Source organism: Vibrio penaeicida, from assembly GCF_019977755.1.
In the GTDB taxonomy this organism is placed as follows: domain Bacteria; phylum Pseudomonadota; class Gammaproteobacteria; order Enterobacterales; family Vibrionaceae; genus Vibrio; species Vibrio penaeicida.
Genome location: NZ_AP025144.1, coordinates 3056934 through 3074932, shown reverse-complemented (window position 1 = coordinate 3074932; position 17999 = coordinate 3056934). Strand labels below are relative to the sequence as shown.

The following is a 17999-nucleotide window of genomic DNA, read 5'->3' as shown; positions in this document are numbered from 1 at the left end:
ATGATATTTATCAATAACGTTGTGAAGCTGATTCTAGAATAATCAGCATCTTGTAAGGTAAGCCCAATATTGTATTGGTGTTGTGAGTGCAAAGGATTTCACAACACGTTTATTGAACATTGAGGAATGGTGCGGATATTAAGCGCATATATTACAGTTGGTTAGGTCCTGAATATCGGATATCTTGCAAGTTGAAGCCGAGCTCCATGTCTATTTTTAATGCTGAAATCTTTTTGCACGCTCGTGCAGATTCGATGTGTTCGTCAAATTTTTTACGGTACTTAGCTGGTAAATCGTCAGACGCATAGGCGCTTTCGATATCAGCATAAGCGGTGAGTATTTCTTTCGCCGCTTTGGGTCCAACCCCCGGAATACCAGGAACTTGGCTAGAGCTCACTCCCGCCAACCCCCAATAATCAGCGAGTTGTTCTGGTTTTACACCAAACTCTTTTTCAATAAACGGAGCATCAAGCCAGCGGTGCTGAAAATAATCTCGAATTTGAAGGGTAGGTGAGAGTAGTTGGCAGTAGCCTTTGTCTGTCGACACTATAGTTACTTTTTCACCATGGCTCGCGACTTTACAGGCTAATGTTGCGACTAAGTCGTCCGCTTCATCACCATCAGATAATAGTGAATCGATACCGAGTTTCCACCATGCATCTTGGATAGCATCTAAACCCTTCAGTAGTGGTTCAGGCATGGGCTTTCGGTTTTCTTTATATGTAGGAAGTACTTCAGCTCGCCACCCCCTATCTTGTTCATGATGATCGAAGACCGCAATGATATGCGTAGGACTAGATTCCGATAAGATTCGATTCAATGTTCGACCAGTAGTTTCTATGGTCCGTGAGATGTCTGTGGGATCAGGTTGCGCTGAATGCACGCGACGAATGAGGTTCAGAGCATCAATGATGACTAGATGAATCGACATTTTTGAATTCTAAAGAAAAAGGGGCGTAATGCCCCTTAGTGTATGTAAATAAAAACCGTATGTGAATAAAAAGAGTATACGAATCAAAACGTGATGATCTGAATCGGGATTTCCTGACTGATCAAGTAACCCCTATTGAGCTGACAGCCCTATATATCCCGTTAGTAACTATTGATCTGACAGAGCAATCTTGTAGCAAGGAATGTATTCCGAACCCGGTAGTTTCATCCTTTGTTGTTCAACAAAATCGCTGAGTAGTCGATCCATTTTTTTCATTAGCGCGGGGTCGCCATCGATAATGAAAGGTCCTTTTCGTTTTATTTCCCTAATGCCTTCTGCTTTTACGTTACCAGCAACAATTCCCGAGAATGCTTGACGCAATTTAGCGGCTAATACTTCAGGTTTTTGGTTTAGGTGAAGATCCAAATTGGCCATGTTGTCATGTGTTGGCTCAAACGGGAGCTGGAATTCAGGCTCAATCTTTAAAGACCAATTGTAACTGTACGCATCACCTGTTTCTTTGCGATGCTCGCGAACCGTTGGCATGGTTTCCTTGATGATTTTTGCCGCTTTTTCAGGATCGCCAATCACAATGTTGTAGCGGCTTTGCGCTTCTTCTCCCAGCGTATCCCCGATGAATTTATCGATGGATCGGAAGTAAGCCTCACTTTCTTTCGGTCCAGTTAATACAATCGGCATCGGCTGATCGACATTGTCTGGGTGAAGCATAATACCAAGGATGTACAGAAGCTCTTCTGCGGTACCAGCACCACCTGGGAAAATGACTATGCCGTGTGCCATTCGAACAAACGCTTCTAAACGCTTTTCGATGTCAGGCATGATGATGAGTTCATTCACAATTGGGTTAGGTGGCTCTGCCGCAATAATGGAGGGTTCAGTTAACCCTATGTAGCGTTGTTCGTCGTAACGCTGTTTTGCGTGCCCTATGGCAGCCCCTTTCATCGGACCTTCCATTGCACCTGGACCACAACCCGTACAGATGTTCAGCTCTCTTAACCCAAGCTCATGCCCAACCTCTCGGGTGTATTGATATTCGATAGGGTTTATAGAGTGACCGCCCCAGCAAACCACAAGATTTGGGTCTATTCCTGGGTGAAGTGCACCCGCGTTACGCAATATACCGAACACTAGGTTAGTGATGTGGGTTGCATTGGTTAGGTTGAGTCTTTGGTTGTCGGCTAGGTGCATGTTGACGTAAACAATGTCTCTCAACACCGAGAAAAGATGCTCTTGAATACCGGTAATAATAGTGCCGTCAACGAATGCATGATCGGGTGGGTTGTTGAGCTCGAGCTTAATACCACGTTCGCGACGCATCACGCTTACGTCGAACGCTTTATATTTATTAAGTAGTTCTTCAGAGTTATCGGTATGGCTGCCGGAGTTGAGAACCGCAAGGCTGCAGTTCCTATAGAGCTGGTAAAGCTCACTAGAGGCGGTTTTTTTTAGACGTTCTACTTCAATCTGAGACAGCAAGTCCATGCTGCCTGCAGGGCTGATATGAGTAATCATAGGCTCCTCCTTGGGATAGAAAGTCATTGTTTTTGTTAATTTCTCTACCCTGTCATTTCACCTTACACAGGAATTTGGGGTTTCGCCACTCACTTTTAACGGATAAATCAATAAATTGAGGTGTCCACCGAGACAAAACCTGTCTAAACGGTCGAAAAATTCATTACGCTCTTTGAGCGTTAAGTATACAACTCATTCCCATATCGATGAGCTCAATTAGGCATTGTGAAGGTGGAATAGGATTGAAAATTCAGCTCGGTTATCGGGAGGGAAATTAGATGATTTTTTCTAATGAAGAGATAAAAGTCAGGGGCTACAGCCAGATCAGCTGATTAGGACCTGTTCTCTTGGCGTTTTTGAGACCGAGTTGCAGCCTTTCAAGCACTTCTTCAGGAGTATCGGTATCACCGAAGACAGCACAAACCGCAGAGGCAGTGATAGTGATGCTTTGGTCTCTAAATTTAAATGGCAGCTTGGATATTTGCGCTTGAATCTTTTGTGTAACGACGTGAGTTTCTGAGTCCACTTGATCAGGAAGCAGAACTAAGAACTCTTCACCAGAGAATCGCGCCACAATATCGGTATCTTTCACAGCCTTTTTTATAGTGCGAGCGATGATCTTTAGTGCTTTATCTCCTGCACTGTACCCAAAGCTATCGTTCAACGTTTTAAAGTTGTCGATATCAAGCAACAAAATTCGGAAAGAGTGTTGAGCTCGGATCCAGCGGCGGTACTCCAGCTCGAGTTTATCCGCGAGTGCTGCTCTGTTATACACTTTAGTTAGTGGATCAAGAAGAAGCCTTTGTGCCTGATCTTGTAATCGGCGGCGATAGTCTTGAGTCACTTCTTGCAGCGCTTCCAGCTGGTTATGACTGTAGCTGAGCCTTTCGGTCAGAGTTTGCTCTCGTTTTTCGATGTGCTGCAAGCGTTCTGTTAGCGAACCTATCTTATCCAAAAGAGGTGCGATGGCGAGCTTAAGTGCCTCGGCATCTAAATCGGATTCCAAATTGCTTTTGCCCTGAGAGACCAAATCGTTGATCTCGAAGTGCATCATCTTACGATGTTCAGAGTAAGAAAGGCTTTGTTCGATATTCTGCGATGTGTTCTTTATTGCGGTGTTAAGAGAGGTATTGACCTGGTCTAAAAACTGCTCAGAGGTTTTGCGTTCGAAATGGGTGCCTTGAATAACAAGCTTCAAAATTTGAAGTATTAATTCAAACAATTCATTTGGTGGTACACCAATGAGAAGCTTAGCTCTTATGTCGGTTAATAATTCACCAGACTCGCCATCGAAATCTAATTCAGTAATCAGATTTTGCAGCTCTTCAGAAAGGCGATCAAAAATTTCCTGATCAACGGCTTTTTCTAAATTGAGGTTATTACGAGAATTAGACGCCATGATTTTTGTGGCGCGCTCGTATATACCCAAAAGGCGAATTGCTTGGTCAATTTCTTGGGTCAGCTTTCGACTTGGGAAATGAAGCAGGTTGCGGAGATCGCGTTTTAACTGTGCAGGCAGACCAGGGATGCGCTGCAACGTTTCTCCGCTATGTTTAATTCGCTCGTCTAAGTGAATTGTCTTTTTTTCCATGGTCACCGTGTTTTGCTTCAGCATTCTTTCTATGACGACCAGCTTAGGTATTAACTTTGTGACATCTTGTTGGTGTTCTAGGTCTTGCTTTAATAGCGACAAACCTTTATCAAGATCTTGGTTATTACCTTTGCATGCATCACTAAGATTAGCAACTATACGCTTAAGAACGTTTTGTTCTCTTTTAAATTTAAAAAGAGAATCTCGATGCGAAAGACGTGCGTGATCTAATTTACACTTTAAATCATGTAATTCGTCTTTCAACTCTTGCTCAAGAGTATCCAAATCATTCATAAAAAGCAGATGCCAATAAACCGCGATGGCGAAAACAGTTTAATGATAATAACAAAAAACAAAATAAGGTCACTTTAATCAGGAGTTAAGTGCTCACTTATCACTCGGATAGTGTCAATTTTTTGATGTCATCCTCATTTTGGCATGATGATTGGACTTTTATTAACCCTTGGTTTAATGCTTGCTTACATGCAAGTCGAATATTATCGGTCGCAAAACTTGCCGCTGGAGCATTTTCAATTGCTCGTAAATAGACCCATTGGCTTTCATCGCTATTTTTTTCTATTCCACGAGCAAGGTTTGTTGACAGCAGTAATATATCTATTAATTCTTGATCGTTAATCGCTGTATATGCTCTGGGCAAGAAAGGATAATCTGCCATACCTACGTGAACTTTGCGCGATATTTTTCTTTCTGGCTCAAATTCTGAGATCCAGCTGCAAATCTTATCGAACATTTGTTGCGGTTCGGTTGCAGTCTTAGTATTGGGCTCAACATACAGAAACATTGCGTCTGAAAAGTGGTAAAGGCGAGCAGGTCTGCTGACTTTTGATTTTATAAACTCTCCGAACGATCTCTCTAGCTCGAGTCCTGCTTGATAGCCCAGCTCAAGGTACGTGTTACGCAAAAAGGGTAAGTCAAACATTACAAAGCGCAGTCGGTCGCTGAATGGTTCACTGATTAGCTCACCAAGCTGCCATTGTTCGAATGTTGCACTACTGCGCGCTAATGAATTCTGAAGCTTTTTATTGAGCAACCGCAAATTTTGAAGGCCAGAACGAGCGTGCGTGTACAAATCGAGTCTGAGTGCTTTAACTTCACCTTTTAATTTGTCTATTACATAGCCACGTCTTAAAACAAATAGCACCAGTATCACGGTGATGATAAATAAACCAAACGCTGTATTTTGGAATTTTCTAAATTCTTGTTGCGCTATTTTTAGCTCTTCTTCCAGCCCTTTGTAATGTAAAGACTGCTCGATAATGTCCTTTTGCTGCTTTAGCACATCCTCGTTGATTTCATTCAATCTTCTTTGCTGGCTTGCGTTGAGAATAGAAAACTTCTTGAGCGCATTTAATGATTCTATGAAGTCGCCATTTTGTTCATATGCAGCAGATAGCACTCGATAGGATTGCAATAAAATAAAGTTATCGGATAAATCTTGACCTATTGCGAGTGCCTTTCTTGCATTATTTAGTGCATTTGAAGTTTGTTCTTGTTGCAGTGCCAAACTGGCAGTGAGTAATAACGTACGTGCTTTCAGCGGTTTTATTTGTGTGTAATTGACTAAGTTTTTTGCTTGGTCTAAATATCGCTCGGCTAGCGTAAAGTTAAATAACTGTAAATAAGTGTCAGCAATGCTTAATCTTAATTCAATCGCGTCGTGAATATCTCGTGCTAAGTATTCATGATCGAGTACGTTAAAATAACGCACTAATGCCAAATTATACTTTCCTTGTAAGAAATATATATCCGCCATTTGTTTAATTACATCGCCTAAAATCTGCGATTGTTCGTAATTTCGGTAGAAATCTGCAGAGCGAGCTAGATGTTCTAGAGCTTTGTCAAGAACTTGACGCTGTCTAAATAACTGGGCAAGTTGATAGTTCGCTTTTGCTAATTCTTGGCTCCTATCTTTCTCTATTGCCATCCAGTATCCGGTAAGTAATTCTGTTAACGCTAAATCGTAGGACTTGTAGCGTAAATAGTGTTTACCTAACTCAATATGGTAATTAATCAGCGTATCGATTCGTGTAATTTTGGCTAGTATTTCGAATGCAGTTTTATATTCCAACTCGGCATTAACACGATCGCCTTCAAAGGATGCGATTTCACCCTTGAGCATCGCTAATCTAAATTGAAGATCGGTAATAAGGCTCGAAGCGGTATGTGGTTGGAGTAGCTCTTGCTCAACTTTCTCAATGATGGGCAGAGCCTTTTTAATGTCCCCCGTTTGCAGCCAGAGCAATTCTGCTCTCAGCTGCAGAGTTTCAAGCGCGATTAATGGTAAGTCGTGGTTGTTGGCGAGCCTTTCTGCATTTTCTAAATGTAAAAAGGCATTGCGAGGGTCACCAAGCGTAATTTCCACTTGTGCCAATATCTGCAGAGCATCAATGCTACTGCTTGGAGTACGTAAAGAGTTGTCTGTATCTTCCCTAGGGATTGCTGACGGTCCTTTAGGCGAAGCGTCGGTCAACTTTCGCTGACGGAGAAATTTGGTGGCTATTTTCTTAGATTTTTTTGGGTCGACTTCAACCAAACTTGCGGCTTCACTGAGGACCGGCGATGTATAGAGCTTTGCCACTGCGGTCTGGCTTTGCAGCAAAATGGCAAAAAGCAGCCCCGACCAACCAAAAAATTTCATTCCTTTGTACTCCAGGCGTAAGTCGCTTCTATTGTCTTGCTAGGCGCAGATTGTTGTCCGGTCTTGATTGTTCTGTCGAACGATAAGGGTTGATATCTAATCCGCCACGTCTCGTGTATCTCGCAAATACTGTTAACGAGGTCGGTGCGCAGTATTTTTGAATATCCGTAAAAATACGCTCAACACATTGCTCGTGAAACTCGTTATGTTCTCGGAAAGAGACAAGGTAGCGTAAAAGAGATTCACGGTTAATTTTCTTCCCTGTGTATTGAATGGATACACTACCCCAATCGGGTTGATTGGTGATCAAGCAATTTGATTTGAGAAGGTTGCTGACTAAAGTTTCAGAGACAAGATCATCAGAAGTCGAGTTTTGAAGTAGCGCTGCATCAAATTCATAATGTTCAATCTTTATGTCCTGATTGTCGATGCATTCTCCCTTGAAGCTGACAATCGGCTGATTATCATAAAACGTGACAGGGTTGATAACGACATCCACCGCTTCGCCCGCACATTCAGACAAGTCTTTAACTAAAGCCTTTTTGACCTCATCCCAATGACTGAATCGAGTTTGATTGAAGCTGTTCAAATACAGTTTGAACGATTTGGATTCGACTAGGTTTGGACTAGTGGCTGGAAGTATTACTTCACCGACTGCAACTTGTGGGAGTCCGTTTTCGTTTAGCCAAGAGAGCTCATATAACGTCCAAATGTCGACGCCTATAAAAGGCAGGTCATCTGTTAGCTGGATATCATTGCGGTTTAGGCTGCGAGGAACACCTTGTAAAAGAGAAGGGTCATATTGGCTGCTGTATTCCGTTATTTGTCCAAGAGTTAAACCAGCCAGTTCTTCAGCGTTCGAATATTTGCTCATACTTGCTTTAAAAGATCGATTAGAATATCTCGGAGTTTACTTAATCCCTTTAATTCTGTCATCAATCTATGATGAGTATCTAGGAGCAATCAATGTCTCAAAATGTTGCACGTGCCTTAAAGTCGTTCAGCGAATCCTTCGTATCTTCATGGCAAGAGACGAACTCCAGTTTTCCCAAAAGCGAAGAGCTGGCGGGTATCCCTTCTCCTTGTATTGAGCAACAAGGCGATGATTTTGTTGAGTGGCAACCTGTATACCGAGATGAGTGGGCAGACTTTAGTAATGTAGAGAATGGCATTGAGCTGACAATTCATAAAGACATAAAAGCGTTCTACAGCTGTCAGTTTTGCGGTGATATGGAAGCGCTCTGGGATGGTAAGCCTTTAACTTTGCTTCAAGTGTGGAGTGAAGATGATTTCCTTAGATTACAAGAAAATATTCTTGGTCATTTGGTGATGCAGCGTAGGCTAAAGCTTAAGCCTACGGTATTTATTGGTTCGACCGATGCTGAAATGGATGTCATTTCAATCTGTAATTTAACAGGCGAAGTTATTTTTGAGCGTTTAGGAACGGATAAAAGAGACGTTCTAGCGCCGTCTGTAGAAGAATTCTTGGCGCAACTGACGCCAGACGTGCAGTAAGGTGAGATAGATGTACATTACCGAGCTCTCTTTTGAAGTATACCGCGATACGTCTATGGGCGATGTTGAGAAAGCGGTAAATTATGTGCTTGATTGTCTGAGATACAACGGACAAGTCTTAGGGCGAGAACTGCCTGTTTCGATGGACGGCGCAATTTTTACCGCGCGCGTTGTTTGCCCTGAATCCAATAGCTTGCATCCAGACTTCCACAGCCCTCAAGTTAAGCATGCGATGGATATATTGGCAGATTCGGGGTTACTTCAGCCAAAAATTAAAGTGATCGGTGAAGACATGAACTCCGATCCCAGTGATGGATGCGGTGAGCGAGATTGGCAAATCCTCTATACCAGTTATCTACATACTTGTTCGCCGATTCGATGCGGTGAACACTTCCAGCCCGTTCCACTGTACCGTTTGCCCGCTGTCGCGAATGGTGATCAAAAACAAATCATAAAATGGCAGGAAGATTGGAGTGCGTGCGATCAACTTCAGATGAATGGCTCGGTGGTTGAGCACCCATCACTTTACGAAATTTCTTCGAGCAAAAGTTTGCTGTTTCGTCGAGGGTGGGATTTATGTCGTCGAATTAAAGTCGTGAGTGGGATTCCTACTTATCTATATATCTACCGAGTGGGCGGTAAAAGCAAAGAAGAAGAGCTGTCTAGAAAATGCCCAAAATGCGAAGGGGATTGGAAGTTAGATGAACCCGTTCATGGCGTTTTCGACTTTAAATGTGACGATTGCTTACTAGTGAGTAATTTATCTTGGGACTTCAAAGACTAATCGACCCATCTATTTAAGAATCTGCCACGCACTCGCGTGGCGTTTTTAATCTGCCTACACTTTATAGGTCTGTTCATTTTTCGAAACAAACAGACACCAATACGCAGGTCAGGGAATAGAGGGTGATTATGTCAGTTACACAGCGTCAAATATCTTTGGTTCAACAGTCATTCAAGCAAGTTGAACCCATTTCAGAGCAAGCAGCAGAGATCTTTTATAACAAGCTATTTGAATATGAACCCGAGCTCCGCCCTCTTTTTAAGGGCGATTTAAAGATTCAAGGCAGAAAGCTTATGATGATGCTTAAAGCCACGGTCGAAGGTTTACAAGATGTGAACGCCCTTGTCCCTGTTCTGATCCAGCTCGCGCAACGTCACAATAAATATGGGGTTAAACGTTCACACTTCAGCCCAGTTGGTAACGCGTTGCTATACACGTTAAAAACGGGGCTTGGGGCGTCTTATACTAAAGAGCATCGCGAAGCGTGGGTTGCGGTTATACACGTGGTATCCGACACCATGAAACCTGAAATAATCCAGCGGTAGCTTTGAACTTACTTTAGTCGGACTTGCTGTTAGCGGTGTTTGGCTAAAAATCGGTCCAGTTGGTTGGCAAACTCTCTTCTTTCTGTTTGGGAAAGTGCGGCTGGACCACCAGTTTGTACTCCACTAGAGCGCATTGTGTCCATAAAATCACGAATATTTAGACGAGCTTTTATGGTGTCTTTGGTGAATAACTCTCCTCTTGGGCTTAAGGCTAAAGCATTTTTACTGATTACTTCATCGGCAAGAGGGATATCAGAAGTGATAACGAGGTCTTGCGCTTCGACTCTTTTCACAATCTCGTCGTCAGCGATGTCAAAGCCGCTAGGCACTTGTAGAGCATGAATATTATTCCGCTTCGGTAGTGGTATCGCGTGGTTAGCTACGAAAGTGGTGGTAATTCCTGTTCTTTCTGCGGCACGTATGAGTGTTTCTCGGATGACCTTGGGACATGCATCGGCGTCTACCCAGATTTTCATGATGATTGGTTCTCTAATTTTTCAATTCGTTTATTCAGATCTTCAATTTGCTTAGAAAAAGCAGCTATCTGTGCTTCCAGCAAAGCAACACGTTTGTTGCTAGATGGTTCACTGACCCCAACTTCAACTTTTGGGATATGAGATGAAGATTTCCAGCTTTTTATCGCGGCAATAATAGCAGGCATTGGCGCTGGGGTTTTCATTCTTGTTTTCACTAAGGCGACAGTAGGCTCTTTGCCTTGGTCGGCCAGAGACTGAATAGCCGCTTCCAATTCTGCTGTAATGTCCTGAGTTTTCATTTTGAGATCCTTAAATTCTACTCATCACCAAGGTCTACTGCCCTGAATGAATATGCGCTAATAGTATCGGTTCCAAGAAGTGTGCGCCAGCACTGGTTATTTGTAGTGAGTTTAACGAGGGGCTCGAGTTATTTGCTCATTAGCTTGTGAGAGATCTCTTACAAGAGGTGTAGGAAATGTTTGCTATTTATATTGGGGTATTATTACTAGTTGCGATTAACTTACTGTTATTTATAATAAAATTATTTGATGATATTTCTTCTCATAAAGAAATGTGAGATGGCTAAGTTGTTCTAAAAAGAGATAAACGTAATCTGTTCTCTGTCGGAAGGATTCCGACACGGAACAGGAAACAACCAAGGAATGGTTATCTTCAGGAAGAAGATTTGGTTATTCAGGATGAATGATCAGCATGGAGCGAAAGGACATTGAATGGACTCAATCGTTATCAGGAAGATGACGACAAAGGAAAGACAATGGACACCTCTAGGAAGAGGCAAGGAACGAGCATCAGGATGATGTAAAGGACACCGCTCAAGGAACAAGTGAGTGCGCTAATCAGGAAGGTTAGCAGATCAGGATAGGATCATGGACACCGCTAGGATGGCGACGAAAGGACTAAGCTGAAGGAACACAGCATACTATCAAGGATTTGATGCATGGAGCACTTTTAGTAGCCGGATTGCTGCGAGTAAGACTACAGCCCCGATACGCGAGTATCGGGGCTTTTCTTTTCTATGGGCTTTATGACGTTGAGTGTGTTTCCGAGAAAATTATAGCGTTATCTGTCTGTTTACTGGACAAAAAGCTATTTGCTTAACCAAGAGCTATTTACCCTCACACAGGCTACATTCGATAAGGTGGGATCTCGAAGTGGCTGGCATGAAAGCCCACCATAGTAAGCTCCCCGATGTAGTAATCATCCCCAAGCGCCGAGAATTCAAACTGGTAAATGGTGTGCCAGCCTAATTTACCTGTTTTATGGCGAATTTTGTGCCCCTTGAAAGAAACAGACAACATTTGTATCTCAAGCTGCTTACAACGATGCGCAACCATCTGTTTTGCTAGCTCAGATTGTCTGCGTTGTTGCCAGAACAACAAACAGAACAGGGTGACCAGTATGATTGTGAAAAGATTCCCTATCATTATTCCATCCTTTGGCGCTGTTTATTGAGAACGTGTGTTTTGCTGAAGTTTCAGCAAGGCAGTGGCCAATTCTTGCGATGGCGCGTTATGAAGTAATGGCAGCAAAACCATTCGAAGTTCAGGCAACATAACGAGATCGGCAAATAGCTGGTTGAACAGGTTTTGATTTCCTGTCTGTGCGAGCCTCAATAAAAACTGCCCAGCTCTTTCTGTGTCCGCCAATGAGGACCAACTTCTACCTGCGATCCCCACCAATACTTCCTGATGGCTCAATCTCGGGCTCTGTAATATATGGTCGACGATTAAGTTAAGAGAGTTTGAAGACCCTGCCAATGCTCTCACTAATGCCGATACGAGAAACAAGTCTGGCGTGTCGGAATTGCATTCAGAGAGCGCTTTTTCTTGCAAGGCTTTCCCGAGGTTGTCAGGCAGTTCACAGTGTTCTAGCACACCCAATAAGGCATAAAGTGGTTCGTTAGGCAGCTGGTTAAGCGCTTTTTTAAGCATCACGCTATTTTGATCAATGCCAAAGCGCGCACAAATGTCTGCAATGCCTTGTAATCCAATTGTCTGCCAGTTGTTCCAGCCTAAACCACCTGAGAAATAGTGCTGCGCGTGTTCATAGTATTGGCTTGTTGGCATCGACAGCTTTGCTCGAACTTGGCTGTGGAACACGGCCATTTTGTCTTCTGCTGGCTTGAAGGTGTAAGGGTTGTTAGAGAGCTTTTCTTGTTGCTCTTCACTCAACTCACCTCCCAGTCGTGTCCCCATGGCTTCAATGATGTATTTAATAAAGTTACCCACGTCAGCCTGTCTGAGTAGTCCACGTTCATCCAATTCAAACTTCAAAAACCAGATCCAAGGCTGTTTCGATTCGTTCCAGTAGGCAATAGCAATGTGTGCCTTGCGCTGCATTGGGAAGGGGTAAGCTTGTCGCCCCAATTCTACTTTTGCAAATGCACTAGGCTCGATCTTCGTAATACGACGACCCAAATCGAAAACTTGGTACTCGCAATGACTGTCACTTAGAAGCTGGGTAAGGGTATGAATGGTGTCCATGGACTGACTTGTTATCCTATATGTCTTTAGCCAATAGATGGTACTCTATGGGCATTTTTCAAGGCCATTTGAAACGAAATAGATGAATACTGCTCGAATATCGATCCTTATCGAGAATCTTAAAACCGCTTTGCAGCAACAAAACCTCTGGGAATCTTCGCCTCCTTCTCCTGAGGCGTTGGCTAGCCAACAGCCCTTTTCCTACGACACACTCGAGCCACAGCAGTGGTTGCAGTGGATATTCATTACCCGACTAGAAGCGATGATAAGTGCCAGCCAACCTTTACCTTCTGCGTTGCAGCTTTTGCCATACTTTGAAGAAGTTTGGAAAGATGATGTATCTAAGATAAAAGTGTTAGCAGCTATTTCTGACATCGATGAGGCATTTGCATCGTGCTAGAAATTTTATTTCAAGATGAGTATCTGGTCGCTGTAAACAAGCCTGCTGGAATGTTGGTTCATCGATCTTGGTTAGACAAACACGAAACGCAGTTTGTGATGCAAACATTGCGTGATCAAATTGGGCAACATGTGTTTCCATTGCATCGACTCGACAGACCGACTTCCGGTGTGTTGGTGTTTGCACTCTCTAGCGAAGTGGCTTCTGAAGTGATGCCGATGTTTGCGAATCATGAAATGCAAAAAACCTATCACGCGATAGTGCGAGGATGGATAGAGCAGGGTGATACGCTGGATTATCCTCTCAAAGAAGAGTTGGATAAAATTGCGGATAAGTTTGCAGATAAAGACCAAGAAGCCAAAGAGGCGATCACGGTATATCAGCCATTAGGAAAAGTAGAAGTTCCGCTGTCTACAGGGCGATTCCCAACCACACGTTATGGCTTGGTTGAGATGAAACCCAAGACGGGACGGAAACACCAGTTACGACGGCATATGGCGCATTTAAGGCATCCGATTGTCGGAGATACTTCTCATGGTGATGGCAAGCACAACCGCTTGTTTAGAGAGCATTACGACGCACATCGCCTGCTTCTTCACGCGTCGGAATTATCCTTTGTTCACCCTTATACCAAGGAAGAACTGGTGCTAAAGGCGAAGTTTGATGATGTTTGGGAAAGGTTATTGATTGAGTTTGGTTGGGTGGAGTTGTTTGCTTAATCCGGTTTGAAGCGCTTAATTAGCCGCTCTGTACTTTACTAGTAGAGGGTTCATTATGATAAGAGGGTCGGAAACCCTCTTATTCATTGTTTTCTATCGTAAATATCCGCTTACTTTAGCTTGTCGAGATCAGCTTCGATTTCAGCGATTTTGCTGGATACGACTTTTTCTAAGTGACGAAGATCAGACAAGACTTTCTCTTTCACATCAACTTCAACCAATTTTTCAGGCTTCGTAATGGTGTTTAACTCATCGATCACGAGTGTTAAGTTGCGGTTTATTTCAGTTACTTCTTTGTACTGATGGCTGCCGCTGTCGACCAAAACATTTTTGCGCTGTCTTGGGTATTTGAATTTGACGCTTTTAGCAAAAAGCTCGCCCTTTTGCTTTTTAAAATAGATCTTAAGTACGTCTTTTTGCGATTCTTGTCGAAGGGAATAACGTTCGATCTGTTTCGGGTCTTGAATACCTAATCCAGTGAGGTTTGGATACATAGAGCACCTCGTGTTAGCCAATGAATAGTAAATCAGTTTAATATTCATCAGGCTACAGGATGAACAAACTGATTGAGTACTGTTCAACTTTAGCAGCTATTGATAGGTCAGACAGGCGTTTGAGCAGAGAGTGTGGACGAGATCGCGATAAACCGGATCTCGTCCATTTACTTGTTTCGTTAGTGATGCTGAAGCTCACTAACGCTTTCTTTCAGCTTGGTTTTTAGCGCGGCTTGTTCTTCTTCACTCAAAGGACCGCCATTAGGTGAGGTGAGAATAAACAAGTCTTCTGCTCGTTCGCCTATGGTGATGATTTTTGCCGCATGAAGGTGAATACCTAACTCGGCAAAAGTTGCGCCTATGTTTGCCAGTAACCCTGGAGTATCTAAGGCAACGAATTCCATTAGCGTGCGCTTTCGTGTTTTGGTTGGAATAAAATCCACACGTGTTTTGACGTTGAAATGCATCAGTTGCCTCGGAGTCCGGCGCACTTTTGAGTTTGCCACGTCGTCTTCACTGAGAATGCTTTCTATATGACGAACCATATTGGCATGTCGGTTTTCGTCTATGGGTTCACCATGATGGTCTAACACAATGAATGTATCGAGGGCATAACCATCTTTGCTCGTCATTACTTGTGCGTCATGGACGCTAAAGTTACGCCTGTCGAGCTCACCAACAACGTTGGCAAATAGGTTGGGCAGGTCTTTTGAGTAAATGAACACTTCTGTACCGCCACGAGTGGCTTCTTTACTCAGTAAAACCAGAGGTTGCTCTTTGGATTCTAATCTAAGGAGATGTTCTCCGTGCCAAGCAATTTGTTTGTGGGTGTGGCGAAGGAAATAGTCGGCTTTGAAACGTTGCCATAACACTTCAATTTCTCGGGCGGTGAAGCCTTCTTTTCTTAACATAGCCGAGGCTAAGTGTTGGTTATGACGGATTCTGTCGCGAACATCGACTGGGTTTTCTAAGCCACGGCGTAGAGCTCGCTGGGAAGAGTAAAAAAGTTCAGCGAGCAGTGTCCGCTTCCAACTGTTCCAGAGTTCTGGGTTGGTTGCGCAGATGTCTGCAACGGTGAGGCATACCAAAAATTCGAGGTATTCTTCATCGCGAACTTTCTTTGCAAACCCTGTGACGACTTCTGGGTCATAAATATCACGTCTTTGAGCGGTGACAGACATCAACAGATGGTGTTTGACCAACCAAGAAACCAGCTTAGATTCTGGTTTGGATAAACCGTGCTCTATGCAAAAGTCGTAAGCTTCGACTGCACCAATCTCTGAGTGATCTCCTCCGCGCCCTTTTCCAATATCGTGGAAAATAGCCGCTATGATCAGCAATTCCTTTTTTTGAATCCGAGGGTAGACCTCGCAACAAATGGGGTGTTTCGCGTGGTTTTTGGCAAAGCTAAATGTGTGGATATGCTTGAGCAAACGCATACTGTGCTCGTCTACGGTATACACGTGGAATAAATCGAACTGCATTTGCCCAACAATTTGGCTCCACTGTGGTAGATAAGCCGACATCACGCCTAGGCGATGCATCAAACTGAACGCTTTATGCAAAGCATTAGGATGACGAACTAAGTCCATGAATTTTTCACGGGCTTCTGGAATGGTATGCAAAAATTTGTTCAATCGACGGCGAGCGGTTCGCAGTTGTCGCATGGTCGCGGGTGCCACGCCTTCAATAGAGGAGTCATTCGCAATGTGTAAAAACATATCCAAAATGGTTTCAGGGCGGGCCTGAAACAAAGCTGGTTTTCTGGCTTCGATTAGAGGTCCTCGGCGCTGAAAATCGGCATCCAGAATTTCTGCTGGTAGCTGTTCACCTTTATTGATGATGGCTTGGTCGAACAATTTGAGTAGCATTTTATTGAGTTCCGCCACACGTCTTAATGTGCGGTAAAACTCTTTCATCATCATTTCGATAGGCTTATTGCCTTCGCCAGTAAACCCAAGATGCTGCGCAACTTGAAGCTGGTGGGCAAACGTCAAACGATTATCGTAACGTTTCAGCTCTATATGTAAGGCAAAGCGCACTCGCCACAGGTAATCTTGGCACTCTAACAGTTCACGGTATTCAGCATCAGTGAGAAATCCATAGCGGCTCATTTCGAATAACGAAGTTGCCCCAAAGTGGCGTCTGGCAACCCAGCTTAGAGTATGGATATCACGAAGCCCGCCGGGACTAGATTTGATGTCGGGTTCTAGATTGTAAGTGGTATCGTGGAACCGTGCGTGTCGCTGCTTTTGCTCTTGGATTTTCGCTTGATAGAAGATCTCGCTCGGCCAGAAACTCTCTGAGTGGATAAGCATTTTTAGGCTGTGAAAGGTTTCTTCACAACCGCAGATTAACCTTGCCTCTTGGAGGTTTGTTGCGACGGTCAGATCGTCTTTTCCTACCTCTTCACACTCCGCTACGGTTCTGACACTGTGTCCGACTTCTAATCGTAAGTCCCAAAGCAGAGTAATGAATTCACTGACCTTGGTTTTGACTTCGCTCTGAAGTGGTGAGCTGTTAAGAATCAGGATATCGATATCGGAAAGAGGGTGTAGTTCACCACGTCCATAGCCACCAACAGCGACTAGGCTGAGTTCCTCTATGTGCTCAAATCCATAGTATTCCCAAAGGCGAGTAAGCAGCATATCCATATATTCGCTGCGACCAAGAACCAAATCGGTTACCGGGTGGTGCGAGAGAAACTCTTCTTTTTGGTCATTGGAGAAACTCTCCAACTCATGACGTAAATTTTCGAGATTCATAGCAGAATCTTTAAGCGTAAAAGGGGATTGAAAAGTCATCCATGCGTTCCGTGCTAGCTGTTATGTTTTAACTTTAACAATTGATACTCAAGTTTTCGAACTCTACAAAAGAAAAATCCCAGCAATGCTGGGATTTGAGTTATTTGTTAACCATGTTTCGAGGAATGCTTTCATCACCTCGTAAGGTAAGAACTTCGCAGCCGTCTCTTGTGACTAGTATCGTGTGTTCCCACTGCGCGGAGTTTTTCCCATCGCCAGTGTACACCGTCCAGTCGTCTTCTGAGTCGACGCTGCATCCAAATTTACCTGCGTTAATCATTGGCTCGATAGTAAAACACATGCCTTCTTTTAGCTTGCGTTTGTCGGAGTTCTTATAGTGAACCACTTGAGGTTCTTCATGGAACTCGCTACCAATACCGTGACCACAAAAATCCTTCACAATGGAGTATTTCATGCGAGGATTTTTCTTATTGTTGTCTTTTATAAATTTATCGATGGCTGTACCAAGCTCGCCAACCGTAACACCTGGCTTCACTTTACGCATGGCTACGTATAGTGCTTCTTGTGTTACCGTACATAAACGCTTATCGGCTGGTGAAACCTCGCCTACGCAGAACATTCTTGAAGTATCGCCATGATACCCCTTCGGTCTGACGCTCAAGTCGGCATTTTTATCTTCTGGGATAATAACAGTGACGTCGATATTGATGACATCACCGTCTTTTAAAATCGCAGGTTTTCCCTTACCGGTAGAACCGATTTCATCTTTGGATGCTGGGATCCCGTGGCAGACAATGTGATTAATTGAAGTACAGATAGATTTTGGGAAACCGTGGTAATCCAATGGTGCCGGATACGCATTGTTTTCCAGAATGTAATCGTGACAAATGCGGTCAATTTCTTCGGTGGTGACACCTGGTTTGACGTGCGGCTCTATCATTTCTAAAACGCTCGAAGCCAATTTGCAGGCTACACGCATTTTCTCGATTTCTTCTGTGGTTTTAATTTTAATAGACATCGTCTTTCTCGAACTCATTAATGCAATCGCTGCATTCTATCAGTGGGTTGCTCCACACGCAAAGG

17 protein-coding genes are annotated in these 17999 nt (G+C 43.6%); 5 read left to right on the top strand and 12 right to left on the bottom strand.

What is annotated here, in order from left to right; all coding sequences use genetic code 11:
* Positions 1-151 precede the first annotated feature (151 nt).
* From xni to queF, 5 genes are all read right to left on the bottom strand, one after another.
* A complete protein-coding gene (xni, locus tag LDO37_RS13755; protein WP_126605836.1) occupies positions 152-931 on the bottom strand; it encodes a flap endonuclease Xni in 780 nt (259 codons plus the stop codon).
* A gap of 168 nt (positions 932-1099) precedes the next feature.
* Positions 1100-2464 (bottom strand): nucleotide 5'-monophosphate nucleosidase PpnN, encoded by a 1365-nt coding sequence (gene ppnN / locus LDO37_RS13750; RefSeq protein ID WP_126605835.1) that lies wholly within the window; start codon positions 2462-2464, stop codon positions 1100-1102.
* A gap of 313 nt (positions 2465-2777) precedes the next feature.
* Positions 2778-4349, bottom strand: coding sequence for a GGDEF domain-containing protein (locus LDO37_RS13745; RefSeq protein WP_399480284.1), 1572 nt, complete (start codon positions 4347-4349; stop codon positions 2778-2780).
* 100 nt (positions 4350-4449) lie between these two features.
* The gene (locus tag LDO37_RS13740) at positions 4450-6714 is read right to left on the bottom strand and encodes a tetratricopeptide repeat protein (protein WP_126605834.1); all 2265 of its coding nucleotides are present in this window, start codon (positions 6712-6714) and stop codon (positions 4450-4452) included.
* Positions 6715-6742: 28 nt separating this feature from the next.
* Entirely contained in the window at positions 6743-7588 is an 846-nt protein-coding gene (queF, locus tag LDO37_RS13735; protein WP_126605833.1) for an NADPH-dependent 7-cyano-7-deazaguanine reductase QueF, read from the bottom strand.
* Between the two features lie 92 nt (positions 7589-7680).
* Between queF and syd the strand changes: the two genes are divergently transcribed.
* From syd to LDO37_RS13720, 3 genes are all read left to right on the top strand, one after another.
* Positions 7681-8229 carry a SecY-interacting protein gene (gene syd, locus LDO37_RS13730; RefSeq protein ID WP_126605832.1) on the top strand — a complete coding sequence of 183 codons (549 nt, stop codon included), beginning with the start codon at positions 7681-7683 and terminating at the stop codon, positions 8227-8229.
* Between the two features lie 10 nt (positions 8230-8239).
* Complete coding sequence (locus LDO37_RS13725) at positions 8240-9013, top strand: Zn-ribbon-containing protein (RefSeq protein WP_104401983.1); 774 nt, start codon at positions 8240-8242, stop codon at positions 9011-9013.
* Between the two features lie 128 nt (positions 9014-9141).
* Positions 9142-9558: a globin family protein gene (locus tag LDO37_RS13720; protein ID WP_126605831.1), complete on the top strand. Its 417-nt coding sequence runs from the start codon at positions 9142-9144 to the stop codon at positions 9556-9558.
* 29 nt (positions 9559-9587) lie between these two features.
* On the opposite strand, the gene LDO37_RS13715 is transcribed toward LDO37_RS13720, so the two are convergent.
* From LDO37_RS13715 to LDO37_RS13700, 4 genes are all read right to left on the bottom strand, one after another.
* Positions 9588-10034 (bottom strand): YaiI/YqxD family protein, encoded by a 447-nt coding sequence (locus LDO37_RS13715; protein WP_101110649.1) that lies wholly within the window; start codon positions 10032-10034, stop codon positions 9588-9590.
* Positions 10031-10333, bottom strand: coding sequence for a hypothetical protein (locus LDO37_RS13710; RefSeq protein ID WP_126605830.1), 303 nt, complete (start codon positions 10331-10333; stop codon positions 10031-10033). The genes LDO37_RS13715 and LDO37_RS13710 overlap by 4 nt, the downstream gene beginning before the upstream one ends.
* Positions 10334-11179: 846 nt before the next feature.
* A complete protein-coding gene (locus LDO37_RS13705) occupies positions 11180-11479 on the bottom strand; it encodes a DUF3301 domain-containing protein (protein ID WP_101110647.1) in 300 nt (99 codons plus the stop codon).
* A 21-nt stretch (positions 11480-11500) separates the two neighbouring features.
* Complete coding sequence (locus tag LDO37_RS13700; RefSeq protein ID WP_126605829.1) at positions 11501-12538, bottom strand: DUF3549 family protein; 1038 nt, start codon at positions 12536-12538, stop codon at positions 11501-11503.
* An 82-nt stretch (positions 12539-12620) separates the two neighbouring features.
* Between LDO37_RS13700 and LDO37_RS13695 the strand changes: the two genes are divergently transcribed.
* Together LDO37_RS13695 and truC are read left to right on the top strand one after the other, a co-directional pair.
* Complete coding sequence (locus LDO37_RS13695; protein WP_126605828.1) at positions 12621-12938, top strand: YqcC family protein; 318 nt, start codon at positions 12621-12623, stop codon at positions 12936-12938.
* Positions 12923-13657 (top strand): tRNA pseudouridine(65) synthase TruC, encoded by a 735-nt coding sequence (gene truC / locus LDO37_RS13690; protein WP_185829685.1) that lies wholly within the window; start codon positions 12923-12925, stop codon positions 13655-13657. Before LDO37_RS13695 ends, truC begins: the two co-directional genes overlap by 16 nt.
* Positions 13658-13767: 110 nt before the next feature.
* On the opposite strand, the gene LDO37_RS13685 is transcribed toward truC, so the two are convergent.
* The 3 genes from LDO37_RS13685 to map all read right to left on the bottom strand — a co-directional run bounded on the left by LDO37_RS13685 (position 13768) and on the right by map (position 17934).
* Entirely contained in the window at positions 13768-14151 is a 384-nt protein-coding gene (locus LDO37_RS13685; RefSeq protein WP_126605826.1) for a DUF3461 family protein, read from the bottom strand.
* 179 nt (positions 14152-14330) lie between these two features.
* The gene (glnD, locus tag LDO37_RS13680; protein ID WP_126605825.1) at positions 14331-16955 is read right to left on the bottom strand and encodes a bifunctional uridylyltransferase/uridylyl-removing protein GlnD; all 2625 of its coding nucleotides are present in this window, start codon (positions 16953-16955) and stop codon (positions 14331-14333) included.
* 100 nt (positions 16956-17055) lie between these two features.
* The gene (gene map / locus LDO37_RS13675; protein ID WP_126605824.1) at positions 17056-17934 is read right to left on the bottom strand and encodes a type I methionyl aminopeptidase; all 879 of its coding nucleotides are present in this window, start codon (positions 17932-17934) and stop codon (positions 17056-17058) included.
* Positions 17935-17999: the final 65 nt, after the last annotated feature.

Excerpts from the sequence above, each read along its gene's own strand:
- syd (WP_126605832.1), top strand. The coding sequence starts at position 7,681 with ATGTCTCAAAATGTTGCACGTGCCTTAAAGTCGTTCAGCGAATCCTTC.
- LDO37_RS13715 (WP_101110649.1), bottom strand. The coding sequence starts at position 10,034 with ATGAAAATCTGGGTAGACGCCGATGCATGTCCCAAGGTCATCCGAGAA.
- LDO37_RS13720 (WP_126605831.1), top strand. The coding sequence starts at position 9,142 with ATGTCAGTTACACAGCGTCAAATATCTTTGGTTCAACAGTCATTCAAG.
- ppnN (WP_126605835.1), bottom strand. The coding sequence starts at position 2,464 with ATGATTACTCATATCAGCCCTGCAGGCAGCATGGACTTGCTGTCTCAG.
- map (WP_126605824.1), bottom strand. The coding sequence starts at position 17,934 with ATGTCTATTAAAATTAAAACCACAGAAGAAATCGAGAAAATGCGTGTA.
- LDO37_RS13710 (WP_126605830.1), bottom strand. The coding sequence starts at position 10,333 with ATGAAAACTCAGGACATTACAGCAGAATTGGAAGCGGCTATTCAGTCT.
- glnD (WP_126605825.1), bottom strand. The coding sequence starts at position 16,955 with ATGACTTTTCAATCCCCTTTTACGCTTAAAGATTCTGCTATGAATCTC.
- LDO37_RS13740 (WP_126605834.1), bottom strand. The coding sequence starts at position 6,714 with ATGAAATTTTTTGGTTGGTCGGGGCTGCTTTTTGCCATTTTGCTGCAA.
- LDO37_RS13725 (WP_104401983.1), top strand. The coding sequence starts at position 8,240 with ATGTACATTACCGAGCTCTCTTTTGAAGTATACCGCGATACGTCTATG.
- LDO37_RS13705 (WP_101110647.1), bottom strand. The coding sequence starts at position 11,479 with ATGATAGGGAATCTTTTCACAATCATACTGGTCACCCTGTTCTGTTTG.
- queF (WP_126605833.1), bottom strand. The coding sequence starts at position 7,588 with ATGAGCAAATATTCGAACGCTGAAGAACTGGCTGGTTTAACTCTTGGA.
- LDO37_RS13695 (WP_126605828.1), top strand. The coding sequence starts at position 12,621 with ATGAATACTGCTCGAATATCGATCCTTATCGAGAATCTTAAAACCGCT.
- LDO37_RS13745 (WP_399480284.1), bottom strand. The coding sequence starts at position 4,349 with ATGAATGATTTGGATACTCTTGAGCAAGAGTTGAAAGACGAATTACAT.
- LDO37_RS13700 (WP_126605829.1), bottom strand. The coding sequence starts at position 12,538 with ATGGACACCATTCATACCCTTACCCAGCTTCTAAGTGACAGTCATTGC.
- xni (WP_126605836.1), bottom strand. The coding sequence starts at position 931 with ATGTCGATTCATCTAGTCATCATTGATGCTCTGAACCTCATTCGTCGC.
- LDO37_RS13685 (WP_126605826.1), bottom strand. The coding sequence starts at position 14,151 with ATGTATCCAAACCTCACTGGATTAGGTATTCAAGACCCGAAACAGATC.